We start from the raw sequence: 16,502 nt of genomic DNA, 5'->3' as shown, positions 1-16,502 counted from the left end.
ATGTCCACCGGGCGCGTCAGGGATGCTGGATAGGCAGCCGCGCGATGGCGGAATGACCGCTTGCCAGGAATTTGATCACCGATTAAATCGTGATTAGAATGTAGTTCCTGTTCTGGCTTTTGCAGCAGGCCAGGAACGCAGAACGGGCCGGATGGCCCGATCCACCACGGGATTGACAGAACAGGGAGTTGAGCATGTCCGGGCAGTTCAAATACGGGGTATCGCTCTACAGCTATACCGAAGACTTCGGCAGCATCATGACCCTTGAGGATGGCTTTGATCACGCCGCCGATACCGGGGCCACGGGGATCGAGATCCTGGGTGAGACGCATGTGGAGTGCTATCCCGAACCCAGCAAGGAATGGCTCGACACGTGGTTCGGCCTGCTTGACCGCTACCAGCTTGAGCCGACCAACATGTGTTCGTGGGTGGATACCAAGCTGCGCCTGGGACGACAGCTGACGGTCGAGCAAGGTGCCGGAGAGCTTGAGCGTGACTTGCGCCTGGCCCACCGGCTTGGCTTCAAGTTCCTGCGTCCCAAGTTCGGCGTGATCGACGCGCAGCTCACCCCCGATCCGATCTGGTCGGGCGCGGTCGAGCGGGTGCTCGATCTCGCCAATAAGTTCGACATCGTGATCTGCCCTGAAATCCACTCGCCCACGCCGATCAGGCACCCGGCGGTGGAAGGCTACATCGATTTCATCGAGCGCACCGGAACCCCCAACTTCCGCCTGCTGATCGATACCGGCATCTTCCAGAACCGTCCGCTCAAGGGCTGGCAGCATGAAGTGCCCGAGGGTGATAGCGATCACGCCAAGCTGATCAACGGCATCGCGGTCGATCCCGAAGAGTTCCTCGACATCGCCAAGTACGTGGCGTTCATCCAGGCGAAGTTCCACTACATCAACGATGATCTGCAGTGCGAAAACATCCCCTGGGACAAGGTGATACCGGTGCTCAAACGCGCGGGCTACAGCGGTTACCTGTCTTCGGAATACGAAGGTGCGCGCGAGCCGTGGGTGGCGATCGACCAGGTCCGCCGCCAGCACGTCATGATGCGCCAGCTCGAGGCGCAATACGACGCCGCGCTGGCCGACGCCTGATCCGCTCGCACCCTAGACCGCCATTTTCCAGGAACATGCCATGTACGAATATCAACTTATCCAGGCCACCGGCTTCCGCAATTACGGCCCCGAAGATGCGCGCGAGGGGGTGGAAGTGCGCCTGCGCCTGCCCAACTATCGCGGCATGCGTCTGTCGCTGCTCGACGGCGTCGACGTGACGCTCGACGATGAGTTCTTCAGCTATGAAATCACCAAGCTGCGCCTGCATGGCGAGGTCTATGATCTGGACGCCATGCGCGACGCAACGACGGTGCGTTGGGCGATGGGCGACTTTGGCAGCGTGCTGGTGCCCAAGGCGGGTGGGCTGGCCCCCGGCATCCATCGCGTCAAGGTGGCGGCCCGCGTTCGTTCGCCCTATTTCCCGCCGCACCTGCAGCCTCTGCCGGTGAACGGGGAGCGGCTGGCCACGATTGTCCTGCCCTGAGCGGGCAAAAGCGCGCCGCGCCTTGCCGGGCCGGCGCCAAAAGCAAAGGCCCCCGGTGCGCGCGCACCGGGGGCCTTTGCTTTTCCATAACGGCGCAAGTCAGAGTTGGCGGATCTTCACGTTGCGGAACATGATTTCTGCAGCCTCGATCTGCAGCAGGATGCGGCCGCGCGTGAGGGGGATGTAGCGCGAGCGATCGGCAGGGTCCTGGCGTTGCAGGCCATAGAGCGCGGTCACGATGCGGCCGTTGACGATATGGGCGGCCTTGTCACCCTGGGCGATCAGTTCGACCGTGTTCCACCCCTCCAGCGTGTCAAAGCTGCCATCGGCGCGGATCCACTGGCGCAGCGATCCGCCGGCATCGACTTGCGGTGCGTATTGCGTATTGCCGGGAAGGTCTTCGGGCCAACCGGGCAGCCCGCCTTGCGAGATCGCCGGAATGGCGCGGTGGTTGATCGGCAGGGCATCGCCGGTGTTGCGCTCCATGATCTGGTATTCGATGGAATCGGGCCAAAGCAGCTCGCGGCCAAGGGGATTATGATAGAGGATGCCGCTGTCCCGCTTCCACAGCGTGCGCGGTTCGTAGCGGCGCGTGCCCCACTGGTATTCGAGGCTGAGGTGATAGTTCTCGTACTCGCGGTCGGTGGCGAGGTAGCCCATGCCCGCCTTGGCCGGGCCGCGATAGCGCGGGCCGAGCAGGTGCAGCATGCCATCGTGGACATCGACCACGCCATCGCGATCCTGCTGGCCCACTCCATCCTGGAAGAACGTCCAGCCGGCCATGTCGCGGCCATTGAACAGCGGCTGCCAGCCGTCAGCCGCGGCCCCGGCGGGCGCTGCGGCTGGTGCCCGGCTGGCGGCGGATGCCACGTGCGGCAGCGCGGCGGTGGCAACGCCGGTCGCGGCCAGGCGCGTCAACGCGCCGCGTCGGGTGGTTTTCATGCATATCTCCCTGGATTCCATACCGTCTGATCGGCGGATACCCTGTGTTTTTAATCAGCGATCAAATTATCGCAAGCGGTGATTGCGAGTACTCACACCGTTGCCCAGCCACAGTGCGCCGTTCACGTTTTGACATCGTCTGGCGCGCGGTACAAAAGGCAAGGCGCTGGATGCCAATGCCGCTGATGCAGGCGGAGCGGGGCGGCTATTGCCCGCCCCAGGCAACCGGCACATCACCGGGCGGGAACGAATGAGCGACAAGAAGCAGTATCACCGGGACAAATTGCGCAACAGCCTGCTTGATGCCGGTCGTGCCTACCTGAAGCAGCACGGGCACAACGGGCTTTCCATCCGCACCCTGGCCCAAGAGGTCGGGGTGTCGCCCGGCGCGCCCTATTATCATTTTCCCGACCGGCGTTCGCTGCTGCTGGCGCTTGCCACCGAGGGGTTCAACGAAATGCTGGCAGGCACCGAGCAGGTTCTTGCCGGCAAGGCCAGCCCGGCCGACAAGCTCCGGCGCATGGGTTTGCTGTTCATCCGCTTCGCCGAAGAGAACCCGCATCTGCTCGATCTCATGTACGAAAGCGAGCTGACCACGCCAACGCTTGATCCCACGCTGCTGGAATTCCAGCGCGCGGGCCATAATGCCCTGCGCGAACAGGTTGTCGGCGCGCTCGACGGCGTGGACAAAACCCATGCCGACGTGCGTGTCGTGGCCTATTGGTCAGCGATCTATGGCTTTGCCACGATGCGCAAGAAGGGGGTGTTGCGCCCCAGCGATGATGGTGCCTTGCCCAGCGTGGATATTGCCGAAACGATCGTCGATATCACCTTGCGCGCCGTGCTCGCTCCCGACTGACCGCGCGCCGGAGATGGCGGGGCAGAGATGCTGTTCCGCAACGTGATGATCCGCCAACTGGATGCCGCAGACTTTGCCGACATCCGCAAGGGATAAGTCGTCCTGGCGCCGCGCTATTGCCAGTCGCGCTGCCGGCTCGTTTGGCCAATGCCGGGATTGAGGCGGTTGCCGGGATCGAGCGCTCGGTAATGCGCCGCCAGCGCCGGCTTGGCCGGATAGAGGTGGCCAACGTTGTGCTCTGCCGGATACTCGGCACCGCGCGCGTCGAGCAGGTCCCACATGCGGTGCTCCAGCGCGAGCGGGTCGACGCCTTTCTTCAGGATATAGTCCTGGTGAAACACGTGGCAGAAGAAGTGCCCGTAATAGAGCCGGGCCTCGATCGCGTCGGCGATGGCCGAGGGCAGGACTTCCAGCCAGTCCTCGTCATTGCGGCGCAGGGCGATGTCGAGGGCAACGATGTCGCCAACCCGATCCGCGTGGATAGCTCGGTAGCGGATTGCCGCGCCGGCCACGGCAAAGCGGTGGAGGAAGGCCTTCTGCGCTTCGTGCGGGGTGCACTCGAACATGTCGCCCGTGGCACTGGGAAACATCTGCGCCAGCAGGGTGCGTGCCTCGTCCACGCCATCGCGTGGCATCTTGAGGATCAGGTGGTGGGTAAAGCGATCGCGCCACGCCCGCATGCGCGGCGGAAGATGCTGCGGCAGCAGCCGGCTTGCGGCCTGCATGACCCGGTCGGAGAGGTTGGCCGGCAGGATGCGCCAACGCCGTGCCACTGCGTCGATCCGGTTCTTCAACGCAAAGAGGCGGGGCAGGCGGTCGGTACCGAACCGCTCGATCGCGACAAACACGTCCTTGCCATAGACCGCAGCGATATCGAACGCGTCGCGGTGGATATATTCGCCCGAGATCGGCAGTTCGCGAAATTGCGCCAGGATCGTGCGGCGCAAGCGGGTGAGTTCTGCGGTATCGTTGGTACCGATGTAGAACGTTGCCGTCTGTTCCTCGCGCGGGAAGGTGTCGAGCCGAACGGCAAAGACCATGACCTTGCCCGCGCTGCCTGAAGCCTCGAACAGGCGCTCTGGGTCGGCGTTATAGCGAGCGGGCGAGGGGGCGGCGATGTCGCGCACCCGCGCGGCATAGTCCTGGCACGAGGCAGCGCAGGGGGCCGCGCCGGCCTCACCGGTGACGGGCAGGCGCCCTTGGCCGATGCGGCCGAGAATGTCCTCGGGCGTGGTGCCGAGGTCCAGGCCGAGATGATTGACCAGTTCGACCGTGCCATCGGCCATGACCCGGGCAAACAGCGCCATTTCGGTATAGGCGGGGCCACGCCGGATCAGGGCCCCGCCCGAATTGTTGCAGATGCCGCCGATTACCGAGGCACCGATGCACGACGATCCGATGACCGAATGCGGTTCACGGCCGAGCGGCGCCAGTTCACGCTCGAGATCATAGAGCGTGGCGCCGGCCAGGCAGACCACCTGCGTTCCGCCGGCCAGGGCGTGGACGCCCTTGAGGCGCAAGGTGTTGATGATCACCACCGGACGGTCATAGTGCCCGTCCGGGGTGGAGCCGCCGGTGAGGCCGGTATTGGCGGCCTGGGCAATCACGATCACATCGGCGGCGATGCAGGCGCAAAACGCGTGATACTGTTCCAGCGGCGTGCCTGGGCGCACCACGGCAAGAACATCCCCGTTTCCATAGCGATAGCCGGTGGCAAAGGCGCGGGTCGCATCGCTGCCGGTAAGGACGTGGCGCGCGCCGACAATGGCGCGCAAGCGATCGAGCAGCGGGGTAGTGGCAGAGAGCATCAACCAAGCTCTTACTGCTGGTAAGGCCAAGGTGCACGGGTGAAAACACCGCCATCGATCCACAGTGTCTGCCCGGCGACGACTGACGACACGACCGATCCGGCTTGCTTTATATTTGATCGCTGATTAAAAATGGCGTGGTGCCACGGTCGGCGCCGTTGACGACGCTGCGCTGCCATCGCCGATGTCAGGGGCCGACGTCAGGGAGAGAACAATTGCGCAGACGTTTCGTGGGCCTTTCCCGCGCCGCCGGCCCGATGCTTGCCCATGGCGCGGGCAGGTCCATCCGGCGCCCGACGCGCTTGCCGACCCGCCGGTCACGGCGCGGCTGCGGGCGTGGTGGCCCTGGATGAACGGCAATATCACCAAGGACGGCATCGCCAAAGATCTCGCCTGGATGAAAGCCGTCGGCATCGGCGGCGCACTGCTGAAAGGACGAGCAACATGAGTACCGCAACCGATATTGACGCACCACGCCAGGCGGGCCTGCCCCAAGGCATCGTCGTGGTGATCGCCAGTTTTCTGCCCATCCTGGCGATCGTCGCTCTGGCACCGGCAGTGCCGCGCATGATGGCGCATTTCGCCGGTGTTCCCGGGGCGAGCCTGTGGGTGCCGCTGGCGGTCACGGCGCCGGGCCTGATGGTCGCGCTGCTGTCGCCGGCGATGGGCTGGCTGGTCGATCGCCATGGCCGCAGCCGGCTGCTCGTCGTCGCTACCGCGGTCTATGGCCTGGTCGGGATCGCCCCGGTGTTCATCGACGGCCTGCCCGCGCTGTTCGCCTCGCGTCTTTTGCTCGGCGTGTGCGAAGCGGCGATCCTGACGGTGACCAATACGCTGGTGGGTGACTATTTTGACGAAGGCCGGCGCCGTTTCTGGTTGACCGTGCAGTCCGCCGCGCAGCCGTTTTTCGGCGTCTCGCTCTTGGTGCTGTCGGGCATGCTGTCAGGGGTGGGCTGGAACACTCCGTTTCTGGTTTACGCCTGCGCCATCCCGATCGCGGTGGCGATGGCATTTCTGCTGTTCGAGCCGGCAAAGCGCAGCCAGACGCTGTTGGCCGGGACCGTGGCCGGCTTTCCCACCCGCCATGTCCTGATCACCAGTGGCGTGACCCTGCTCGCTTCGAGCATCTACTACGTCTATATCGTCCAGGTTGGTCTGCTGTTTCCCGGCGTCGGCGTCACGTCGCCCGATACGATCGGCATGCTGATCGGACTGGCGAACATCGGCGTCTTCTTTGGTGGGCTGTTGTTCAAGCCCGCATCGAGCCGGCTTGGCACCGGCTGGCAGATCGGCATCTTCTTTGCGCTCATGGGCGCTGGCCTGCTCGGCATTGGCGCCAGCGCTTCGGCCGCCCAGCTGACCGCGTTCTGCACCGTCCAGCAACTGGGCGCCGGCCTGTGCATTCCCACGCTGCTGTTGTGGACCATGCGCGGGTTGAGCGATGAGAACCGGGGCCGCGGCATGGGCTTCTGGAGCTGCGCGTTCTTCGTGGGCCAATTCGTCAGCCCGGCGCTGGTCTCGCTGGTTACCGTGTTCAGCCACGGCCTGCCCCTGACGTTCGTGGCCATCGGCGGAGGCAGCATCGCCCTGGCAATCATTGTCGGCATGGCCCTGAGCGCCAGCGCACGCCCGGCACCGGCCCGCGCCTGAACCGCAAAGCGCCGCCGCCATTCCCGCCTTTCAGCAAACAACGCCCGGGTGACCATCGTCATCCGGGCGTTTTTAAGCCGTGTGCGGTCAGAACATCAGGCCGGCTCGCACCGGTGGGTGCGTTGCGGCTGGGATGCGCGTTCGATGGGGATCGCCATATGCATGATGTGGCGGAGACGGAGGGATGCAATCAGCGTTGATTATTAACAGAAAAATTTAACAATTTGATATTAGCCATAGCTCTGGCCATAATTTCACGAACTGAACCGCTCCGGTCCCGTGCGAGCTTCCGCGAACTGATATCCAGTATTGAAGAGATTGTTGATACATTTGGGCTACGGAGTCTATGCAATCAGGGCCTTCCGGTCCATATTCCATTTCAGGACGAAGTTTGGGCTTGGGGGAATTGAGTGTTCACGAAGGTGCATGGGCACTATCAGGCCCATAAAATCACGCTTGCTGGCATTGATAGTGATGCGTTTACTCGATCCCTGACATCCGCACGGGTCCAGATGAATCCTCATCAGGTCGAGGCGGCACTATTTGCACTGAAGTCGCCTTTGTCGAAGGGCGTCTTGCTCGCGGATGAGGTTGGTCTGGGTAAGACCATCGAAGCTGGATTGGTTCTCTCCCAGCGCTGGGCTGAGCACAGGCGTCGGATTATCCTGATCGTACCCGCGTCGCTTCGCAAGCAGTGGCAACAAGAGCTTCACGAAAAATTCTCTCTTCATTCGGAAATCGTTGAATCTAGCACTTATGCCGCCATGCGGAAGGCAGGCCACACCCAGCCATTCGCGTGTGTTAAGGGTATTGTGATTTGTTCTTACGAATTCGCTGCGCGGAAGGCAGACGAACTTCGCTCGATAAACTGGGATCTCGTTGTATTCGATGAAGCTCATCGCCTCAGAAACGTTTACAAGAAAGATGGTTCGACGCGGGCAAAAGAGTTAAAGACTGCGCTGCAGGATCGTTTCAAAATTCTTCTTACGGCTACGCCGCTTCAGAATTCGCTCATGGAGCTCTACGGCATTGTCTCTGTTGTAGACGAAAATCATTTTGGGGGAGAGAACGCTTTTCGAGCTCAGTATATGTCGGCTTCGCCCACTACGCTCGACGCGCTTCGTGAGCGACTAATGCCTGTGTGTCAGCGGTCTCTCAGATCACAGGTGCAGGCAGCCGGGCATATCAGCTTCGTTCGACGCAATGCTCAGACCTTCCATTTCGAACCGTCAAGCAGTGAGCAACAGCTTTACGAGGAGTTATCCCATTTTCTTCAGCGTGAAGATACGGTCTCATATGGCGCAAAGGCCAATCAGCTCGTCATCCTTCAGATTCGGAAAATTCTTGGATCATCCAGTTTCGCCGTTGCTCGTTATTTGGAAACGCTGATTGAGCGCTTGAAGGCACGGAAGGCTGCTGCGCTCAGCATGACCGATGATGTTGATGTTATGGTCGAGATCGCTGAGGAGGCCGACGAAGACATTGGCGAAGACGAAGCGGTGTCGATCTCACCAGAAGATATTCAGGCTGAGATCGAGGAGCTAAAGGGCTATCTCGCACTCGCCGAATCCATTGAAAAAAACGCCAAAGGTGAGGAACTGCTGAAGCAGCTACCTAAAGTTCTCGATGAAATCCAAGGTAAGGGTGGTGCTCGAAAGGCCGTCATCTTCACTGAAAGCGTTCGCACTCAAAACTATCTCCGGAATCTGCTGGAGAGTCACGGCTATGCGGGTCGCATCGTGCTGATGAACGGGTCCAATTCTGATGAGCAGAGCCGTAAAACTTATGCGGCGTGGCTGGAAATGCACAAAGGGACCGACAAGATTTCCGGTTCCAAAACGGCTGACATGAAGGCTGCGATTGTCGAAGCCTTCAAGGGTGATGACAAAACGATCCTCATTGCCACCGAAAGCGGGGCTGAAGGCATCAACCTACAGTTCTGCTCTCTACTGATCAACTTTGACCTCCCATGGAATCCGCAGCGCGTTGAGCAGCGGATCGGTCGCTGTCATAGATATGGCCAGAAAATCGATGTGACCGTGGTCAATATGCTCAATCTGAAGAACAAGACCGAGCAGCGGATTCATGAATTGTTGAGCCAAAAGTTCCATCTGTTCGAGGGAGTTTTTGGAGCTAGTGACAATGTCCTTGGCACACTGATGAGTGGGGTCGATTTCGAGAAGGAAGTGCTACGCATCGTCCAGCAGGGGCGTACGCCCGAGCAGATTGAGGCTGAGTTTGATGCCCTTAGGACAACCATTCAGGACAAGATCGACGCTGAGTTTGACGCTGCCCGGAACAAGCTGCTGGGGGAGATGGATTCCACCGTGATCGCCAAGCTGCAGGACCGCGGAAAGGAACTAGACCGCATCCTGCCGGAGTATGTCCAACGGCTGTTGATGGTTGCCCATGCCGAGTTGGATGGTGCGCATTTTGACGCCCCCGACGCCGATACCTTTCACTACGACAACAAGACATACACGACCAAATGGCCTCTCGCAGATGAGCAGGATTGGCAGTTCTTCCGCGTCAACGACGGCCTTGGTGCGGAATTGGTTGAGCGAGCAAAGGATCGCGATCTCTCGACAGAGCAGATCGCTATGACCTTCAGACCTGATGATTACCCGTTTGCTGGCCAGGTAGGGGCGGTGAAGGAATTGAAGGGGACAAGGGGGTGGATGCGGGTTTACAAGGCGACAATGCCAACGCCCGATGCCCCTCGGGAGGAGCTGCTGATCGCATGTCTCAGCGATGACGGTACGACAATTGATGCGGCGGTGGCCGACAAGATGTTCATGGTCCCTGCTGTGGATAACCAGGCCGGCTACGTAACGCCGCCCGACGCCGCGTTGACCGCCATTGAGCAAAACCAGTTCTCCGATTTTTCTGACCGAGTGTTAAAGGAAAACGGTGAATGGATCGACGCCGAAAGCGAGCGGCTGGATCGGTACGCCAAGGACCTTGAGATAGAGCTGGATGCGCAGATCGCCGATCTCGACGGAGAAGTTAGGGAGCTTCGCAAGCAATCTCGTGTGGCAGGCATATCGATGGATGAAAAGCTTGCCTTAAAGCGCAAGATTAAGCGTCTCGAAGATAACGTGGACGAGATCAAGCTGGCCAAGTTCGCCAAGCGCAAGGAAGCCCGCCAGAAGGTAGAGGACATGCTCGACGAGTTCGCGGAACAGCTCAATCAGAAGCCAACGGTCAAGCCGCTCATGACCGTCCGTTGGGCGGTGGAATGACGCTGTGCTGGAGGGCTTCGGCCTTTATCCGGTCTGCTTGCAGATCGACCTGGACAGCTATGACGGCGATTGGCGGCATGTCGCCCGTTTTCGCAACAGCAGCGGCTGGCTGCTTGTAGCCGAAGCGGAAATCTGGGTTGGCGACAAGCACAAGGCCACCATGCCGCTGATCGTGGGTTGCGATGAATGGGAAGAACCGATCCCGTCGTTTATCGCGGCCAACCTGCTGCGCTGCGCCAGTTCGTTGCCCCAGCTTTGCGACGAATTTCCACCCGCTGAATTGGAGCTGCTGATTGAGCGCGAACGGAGTGAGGTGCGCAAGCGTTGGCTGCGGCAGAGCAACAACGCCATCGCCCGTATTCATGAGGCGGGAGAGCATGCAATTCGTGAGCTGGAAGATGGCGTTGATGCTCAGATGCTTGCTAGCAATCGACTGATTGCAGACCTCGGCCGTAGGCGGCGCATGCTGCCACTTGACCATCCGGGACGCACTGCCTTTGCGGCGGCGATTGCCGATCAGGAGGATTGGCAGACCGGCATGATAAGCTGGCTTGCCGATCGGCGGCAGGAATTGCGTGCTCATTTTGACGCCCAGGAGAGGCAGGCATCGCAGGGACTTCATCCACGGCTGGAAGTAGAGCTACTTTATGTGGTGAACTGGCACCATGCCGAGCTACCCGCTTATGAGGTACGAGAAGTGTGGAGCGATGCGATCCGAGCCACGCGGCCTTGGCCGCCGTTTGGCCATGCGAAGTTAGATTTGGCGGATAACCAGTTGGCCGTGTTGGCCGCGATCTCCGGGCGCGGTTACCGGTCGGGTTCCATGCCAGTGCCTCCGCCCCCCGCCACGCAGCCATTGCTTCCGGCGAACCGTCTGACCGTTGATTGGGCGACGCTGCGAAATAAGCTGGGTGTGGTGGCGGCTCAAGAGCCTGAGCCGGACCCGGCCTCATCTGTCCTGCGAGTCAAGCGCGACCTCGATCGAGAGCGGTTTGGGCCAAGTCAGGATGCTTCAGTTGGCGAGGGCGCTCTGCCGCCCGACTACAAGGAGCGCGTTGCTCGTGTGCTGAACCTGGAAGCGCTGCTGGCGCAACACAGTCCCTGGACCGACCCTTGGTTCGAAGTGAACGAATTGCTGCAGCAGGCCCGGCGGGCGCTGGAGGTGGCGGAAGGTGAATAAGGAATGGCTGTGGACAATCAAGCCTTGGCGTAAGGGTTTCGCGTTCGGGGGCAAGGCGATAGAGATGGCGGCATGACCAAGAAGACCAAGCTTGAACTGACATGGCCCGGCAAGGAAGAGCGCCCCCGCCTGGAGCCGCGCATCCTGATCGAAGACCCGGCGAAGAGCTATCACGCCAAGGTGCGGCGCGAAGGTGATATCTTCGATAACATGCTGATCAAGGGGGATAACCTACTCGCGTTGAAGGCGCTAGAGCAGGATTATGCGGGAAAGGTGAAGTGCGTTTTTATTGATCCGCCGTATAACACTGGGTCGGCGTTCGAACACTACGACGACGGGCTTGAGCACTCGCTTTGGCTGAGCCTCATCCGCGACCGATTGGAAATCATCAAGCGTCTATTGTCAGATCAAGGATCACTTTGGATCACAATTGATGATAACGAAGCGCACTATCTGAAGGTAATCTGTGATGAGGTTTTTGGACGAGTGAATTTCGTGACGGATATCACTTGGCACAAGAGGATTTCTCCGGCGAATGATGCTAAATATTTTAGCGCCGATGCTGACCACATTCTTGTTTATGCACGCTCAAAGGAAGCTTGGTCTCCTAATAGATCAGCCCGCACCGAAGCTCAGTCCGCATACTACAAAAATCTGGATGACGATCCCAGAGGGCCTTGGAATTCATCTGCATACACCTGCGCTAAGTCGGCAGAGGAGCGTCCAAACCTCTATTATCCAATTGTAAATCCTAACACAAATAAAGAAATATGGCCAAGTAAGACTCGCGTTTGGGCTTATGGACCCGAAACACATGCAAGAAATGTAGCCGATAATCTTGTTTACTGGGGCAAGGATGGTCGCGGCACCATGCCTCGCATCAAGAAATTCTTGTCTGAAACCAAGCTTGTTGTTCCCCGTAGCATTTGGGGTCACGATGAAGCGGGGCATAACCAAGAGTCGAAAATTGAGATTGAGCGGTTGTTTCCTGGCAATCCCTTTGGAACGCCCAAGCCGGAGCGTCTCCTTAAGAAGGTGGTCGAAATTTCAACGCGACCGGGCGATCTAGTCCTCGATAGCTTCGCAGGGTCCGGAACAACTGGGGCTGTCGCCCATAAAATGGGCCGCCGTTGGATCATGGTCGAAATCGGCGAGCATGCCGAAACCCATGTGCTGCCGCGCTTGCAAAAGGTCATCGACGGCACAGATCAAGGTGGCATCAGTAAGGCGGTGGATTGGAAGGGTGGCGGCGGCTTCCGTTATTTCGCCCTCGCGCCATCACTCCTCGAACAGGATCGCTACGGTAATTGGGTCATCGCCAAGGACTACAACCCGGCGATGCTGGCCGAAGCGATGTGCAAGCATATGGGTTTCACCTATGCTCCCGCCTCCGATCCGCAGGAGTATTGGCGGCACGGCTCATCGACCGAAACGGACTTCATCTACGTCACCACGCAAGCGCTGACCCATGAGGCATGTACCAAGATTTCGCATGACGTGGGGCCGGATCGCAGTCTGTTGATTTGCTGCAAGGCGTTCGATGCGGATGCCGACGCCTTCGACAACCTGACGCTGGTGAAAATTCCGACTTCCATTCTCCAGAAATGCGAGTGGGGCCGCGACGATTATTCACTGAACATCCAGAACTTGCCCGAGGCGGATGACGCAGCGGAGGAAATACAGGCCATGACTATTGGCCTGCCCCTCTTCGCAGGGGAAGCGGGCGATGAGTGAAGGTCCCGCTGTGCTGGGGCACGAAGCCCGCATCCGCCGCCAGATTGCCCAGCGGCTTTCGCTGCGCGGGCCGCAGGAGAACTCGCTGAACATCCTTGGCCAGGTTTTAGCTCATATGGACTTCGCCGCGCCCTGCGATGCTGCGGCACTGCTGGCGACGATTAAGGCGCAGTATCCAACCGTCACCGACTTCGAGCGTGAGTTTCCCTCACTTTGTTTCGCGCTGGCAACTGGCGTCGGCAAGACCCGACTGATGGGCGCATTCATCGCCTATATGTATCTGTCGGGCCGGTCGAAGAACTTCTTCGTGCTCGCCCCTAACACCACGATCTATGACAAGCTGATCGCCGATTTCTCGCGGCAATCGTCACCCAAGTATGTCTTCCGGGGCATCGCCCAGTTTGCCCAGACGCCGCCTGTCATCGTAACCGGTGACACCTGGCAGGAAGGGCGTGGCATTCGCGGCTCGGACCTGTTTGGGACGGAGGCGATCATCAATATCTTCAACGTCGACAAGATCAACAAGGACAAGGGCAAGATCAGGAGTTTCCGCGAGACCCTGGGCGACAGCTATTTCGATTACCTGTCCAAGCTGCCCGATCTCGTCATGCTGATGGACGAGGCACACCGTTATCGCGGATCGGCTGGCTATAAAGCGATTACTGAGCTTGATCCCAAGCTGGGCTTGGAACTGACCGCCACGCCGAAGACGGTCGGTGCGAACCCCAAGGATTTCAAGAACGTCATCTACCATTATGGCCTCGGCAACGCGATGGCCGATGGCTTCGTAAAGGAACCGGCAGTCGCCACCCGCGCCGATTTCCGCGCCAGCGATTACGACAAGGACAGCCTAGAAGGCATCATGCTGGAGGATGGCGTCCACTATCACGAATACGTGAAGACCGAGTTAGAACTCTATGCCCGCGAGACTGGGCGCCGGCGGGTGTTCCCGTTCATGCTGGTGGTGGCGCAGGACACTGCCCATGCCAAGCAATTGCGCGAACGGATCGAGAGCGATGCCTTCTTTGGTGGCTCCTATAAGGGCAGGGTGATCGAGGTGCACTCGAACACCGGGCGCGAGGAAAGCGATGAGGCTATGGCGCGCCTGGTCCGGCTGGAGGAAGCGGGTGACACCGACATCGTCATCCACGTCAACAAGCTGAAGGAAGGCTGGGACGTAACCAACCTCTACACCATCGTTCCCTTGCGCGCTTCGGCATCGGACATTCTGACCGAGCAGACCCTGGGGCGCGGCCTGCGCCTGCCCTATGGCGAGCGAACGGGGAACGAGGCGGTCGATACCCTCACCGTGATTGCCCATGACCGCTTTGACGAGGTGATCAAGAAGGCGCGGGAAGCGGACTCGCTGGTCCAGGTGAAGGAATACCGGATCGGCGAGGGCGGCGATATCTCCACCGAGCCGCAGGTCGTCTATACAGTGCCGACCGCCTTCGAGGCCGCGCTCACCGGTGCCGCGCTACCCGAAAGCGAAGACAAGGTGCAGGAGGGCGCGGCCCAGCCTTTCGTCTTCGACAGGCCCGAGGACAGGAAGATTGCCCAGCTCACCATCGAGCTGATCCGCGACAAATACGAGCGCGAGCTAAAGGGCGGCCACAAGGAGCTAAAAAGCCCCGAGGTGCAGCAGCGCATTGCCGCCGACGTGAAGCGGCTTTCGGTCGAGCGGCAGGGCGAGTTGGAGGGTATGGGCGTGCAGCCCGATTTGGCGAAACTCGTTGCCGTGATCACCGCCAGCATTGCCGAAAACAGCATCGAGATCCCCGAGATCGTCGTACTGCCCAGCCGAGAGGTGAACTTCTGGTTCGAGGACTTCGACCTTGCCGATGTGGGCGACATTCGCCTGCAGCCAATTTCCGACCGCCTGCTGGTCCGCAATCTGCGGGACCAGACGCAGCGCGAACTGGCGCGGTCGCTGGAAGGCCCAAAGGAGGTCCGGGTCGAGAACTACATCGTCAAATACCTGATGGATTATCCGCAGGTCGATTACGACAGCCAGGCCGACCTGCTCTACAGGCTGGCCGGGCAGATGATCGACCACCTGCGCACTTACCTTCAGACCGAAGAGGACGTGGAGAACGTTGCCCTGGTGCATGGTAAGGCTCTCGCTCAGCGTATCTTCGGCCAGATGCGGGATCACTATCGGCAGACCCCTGCCGAATACCGCGCCAGCAAGGTCCGTTCGTTCCGCACCCTGGAGCCGCAGAACATCAGCTATTCGCCGTCACGGTCTTTGCTGCTGACGGAAGCGGCCACCCCGCTATCGGCGACAGCCAGCTTCACCTTCCGGGGCGGGCAGAAAAGCCCCTACAAGTTCCACAAGTTCCATTCCGATCCTGAGCGGCGGTTCGCCGTGATGATCGACAGTGACTTTGAAAAGAACGTAGAGCGGTGGCTCAAGCCCGCCCGAAATCAGTTTCGGATCGAATATCAGCCGGGGAAGCCTTATGAGCCTGATTTCGTGATTGAGACCAAGACGGAAAAGCTAATTGTCGAGATCAAGGCAGAAAACCAGATGCGCGACCCGACCGTCCAGGAAAAAGCGCGTGCGGCGGCAGAGTGGGTGAAACACGCCAACGAGTTTGCCGCTGAGGGGGATGGAAAACCATGGCGATATGCGTTGATCCCGGACTCTGATGTGACGGAGAGCGCCACATTAGCGGGCTTACTGACGCGGCACGGGTAAGGGGGAAAACCTATGCCCGTTACTGAGTGATCCTTTGAATCGCCGACCGGCTTACTCCGAAGTCCTTCGAGATGGCTCCCAGCGATTCTCCACGCTTGCGGCGAGCAATTGCCTCAACCCGCTGCGCATCGGTGAGGCTACTCGGGCGCCCAAGCCTTGTTCCCTGCGCCTTGGCGCGCGACAGACCAGCTTGCGTTCGCTCGACCAACAGGTCGCGTTCGAACTCCGCAACAGCGGCGATGACCGTAAGCGCTGTCCCGCCCCCACCTTGCGCGGTTGAAGATCAGCGCCGAGTTTCCGCGCCTTGTGGTTGGTAGAGGCGCTACTCCTATGATGATCCCCGGTGACGATCCTGTGAGTAAGGGTGCTCAGCGGTTCGAGGTTTTCACCGGAGGGGGCAAGCGGCGGGATTGGTCTCCGGAGGTCAAGGCCTCGATCGTGGCCGAATGCTATGCCGGCGGCGAAGGGGTAAGCGCCGTGGCCCGCCGCCATGGGCTGGATCCTTCACAAATCTATGCCTGGCGTAAAAGCCTGCACCAACAACTGGTGGATCAGGGATTGGCGCCGCCGGTAGCAGCGCCGGTCGCTGTCGCGTTCGTACCGGCCGTCATCGAGCCGAGCGCTCCGCCGGCCCCCACGGTTGCGCCCGCGCCGGTACGCAAGGTCAAGCGGCGACGACGCCCGCCAGCGGCGGCCATGGAACTGGAGATCGATGGCGTTGCGGTGAAGATCGCGCGTGGTGCTGAGGTGGTGCCGTTTTTCTGGACAGGATGATAAGCTCAGCCTGACCTGAGGAATGGACTGGAATGAAGACGACGAGAAAGCGCTACAGCGCGGA

At 60.2% G+C, this 16,502-nt stretch carries 13 protein-coding genes and 1 pseudogene; 10 read left to right on the top strand and 4 right to left on the bottom strand.

Annotated elements, in window-relative coordinates:
- Positions 1 to 194 precede the first annotated feature (194 nt).
- Positions 195 to 1,103 carry a sugar phosphate isomerase/epimerase gene (locus C8K14_RS21010; protein ID WP_107718961.1) on the top strand — a complete coding sequence of 303 codons (909 nt, stop codon included), beginning with the start codon at positions 195 to 197 and terminating at the stop codon, positions 1,101 to 1,103.
- Positions 1,104 to 1,143: 40 nt separating this feature from the next.
- Entirely contained in the window at positions 1,144 to 1,548 is a 405-nt protein-coding gene (locus C8K14_RS21005; protein WP_022674720.1) for a DUF6379 domain-containing protein, read from the top strand.
- Positions 1,549 to 1,647: 99 nt separating this feature from the next.
- Here the strand turns inward: C8K14_RS21005 and C8K14_RS21000 are convergent, their stop codons facing one another.
- On the bottom strand, positions 1,648 to 2,490 hold the full coding sequence (locus tag C8K14_RS21000) for a DUF1080 domain-containing protein (RefSeq protein WP_054132727.1): 843 nt from the start codon (positions 2,488 to 2,490) through the stop codon (positions 1,648 to 1,650).
- Between the two features lie 250 nt (positions 2,491 to 2,740).
- Between C8K14_RS21000 and C8K14_RS20995 the strand changes: the two genes are divergently transcribed.
- The gene (locus C8K14_RS20995) at positions 2,741 to 3,349 is read left to right on the top strand and encodes a TetR/AcrR family transcriptional regulator (RefSeq protein WP_054132728.1); all 609 of its coding nucleotides are present in this window, start codon (positions 2,741 to 2,743) and stop codon (positions 3,347 to 3,349) included.
- A 113-nt stretch (positions 3,350 to 3,462) separates the two neighbouring features.
- Here C8K14_RS20995 and dld read toward each other — a convergent pair whose 3' ends face one another.
- Positions 3,463 to 5,157: a D-lactate dehydrogenase gene (gene dld / locus C8K14_RS20990; protein ID WP_107718959.1), complete on the bottom strand. Its 1,695-nt coding sequence runs from the start codon at positions 5,155 to 5,157 to the stop codon at positions 3,463 to 3,465.
- Between the two features lie 184 nt (positions 5,158 to 5,341).
- On the opposite strand from dld, the gene C8K14_RS23165 reads away from it, so the two are divergent.
- The 6 genes from C8K14_RS23165 (at position 5,342) to C8K14_RS20960 (ending at position 15,664) form a co-directional block, all read left to right on the top strand.
- The gene (locus C8K14_RS23165) at positions 5,342 to 5,605 is read left to right on the top strand and encodes a glycosyl hydrolase (protein WP_107718958.1); all 264 of its coding nucleotides are present in this window, start codon (positions 5,342 to 5,344) and stop codon (positions 5,603 to 5,605) included.
- On the top strand, positions 5,602 to 6,807 hold the full coding sequence (locus tag C8K14_RS20980; protein ID WP_107718956.1) for an MFS transporter: 1,206 nt from the start codon (positions 5,602 to 5,604) through the stop codon (positions 6,805 to 6,807). Before C8K14_RS23165 ends, C8K14_RS20980 begins: the two co-directional genes overlap by 4 nt.
- Before the next feature lie 410 nt (positions 6,808 to 7,217).
- Positions 7,218 to 10,049 carry an SNF2-related protein gene (locus C8K14_RS20975; RefSeq protein WP_233251178.1) on the top strand — a complete coding sequence of 944 codons (2,832 nt, stop codon included), beginning with the start codon at positions 7,218 to 7,220 and terminating at the stop codon, positions 10,047 to 10,049.
- Between the two features lie 4 nt (positions 10,050 to 10,053).
- Complete coding sequence (locus tag C8K14_RS20970; protein WP_107718954.1) at positions 10,054 to 11,229, top strand: hypothetical protein; 1,176 nt, start codon at positions 10,054 to 10,056, stop codon at positions 11,227 to 11,229.
- A gap of 72 nt (positions 11,230 to 11,301) precedes the next feature.
- Positions 11,302 to 12,963: a site-specific DNA-methyltransferase gene (locus C8K14_RS20965; protein ID WP_107718952.1), complete on the top strand. Its 1,662-nt coding sequence runs from the start codon at positions 11,302 to 11,304 to the stop codon at positions 12,961 to 12,963.
- Positions 12,956 to 15,664 (top strand): DEAD/DEAH box helicase, encoded by a 2,709-nt coding sequence (locus tag C8K14_RS20960; protein ID WP_107718950.1) that lies wholly within the window; start codon positions 12,956 to 12,958, stop codon positions 15,662 to 15,664. Before C8K14_RS20965 ends, C8K14_RS20960 begins: the two co-directional genes overlap by 8 nt.
- 19 nt (positions 15,665 to 15,683) lie before the next feature.
- On the opposite strand, the gene C8K14_RS20955 is transcribed toward C8K14_RS20960, so the two are convergent.
- Positions 15,684 to 15,848 (bottom strand): helix-turn-helix domain-containing protein, encoded by a 165-nt coding sequence (locus C8K14_RS20955; RefSeq protein WP_369974074.1) that lies wholly within the window; start codon positions 15,846 to 15,848, stop codon positions 15,684 to 15,686.
- Positions 15,834 to 15,920, bottom strand: a pseudogene (locus tag C8K14_RS23275) (recombinase family protein); the annotation flags it as partial. The pseudogene C8K14_RS23275 and the gene C8K14_RS20955, both read right to left, overlap by 15 nt.
- Before the next feature lie 74 nt (positions 15,921 to 15,994).
- On the opposite strand from C8K14_RS23275, the gene C8K14_RS20950 reads away from it, so the two are divergent.
- The gene (locus tag C8K14_RS20950; protein ID WP_107718947.1) at positions 15,995 to 16,438 is read left to right on the top strand and encodes a transposase; all 444 of its coding nucleotides are present in this window, start codon (positions 15,995 to 15,997) and stop codon (positions 16,436 to 16,438) included.
- Positions 16,439 to 16,502: the final 64 nt, after the last annotated feature.

The sequence above is a fragment of the Novosphingobium sp. GV079 genome (assembly GCF_003058045.1).
Lineage (GTDB): Bacteria > Pseudomonadota > Alphaproteobacteria > Sphingomonadales > Sphingomonadaceae > Novosphingobium > Novosphingobium capsulatum.
The sequence above is the reverse complement of the archived record's forward strand: the minus strand, read 5'-3'. Positions and strand labels throughout refer to the sequence as shown.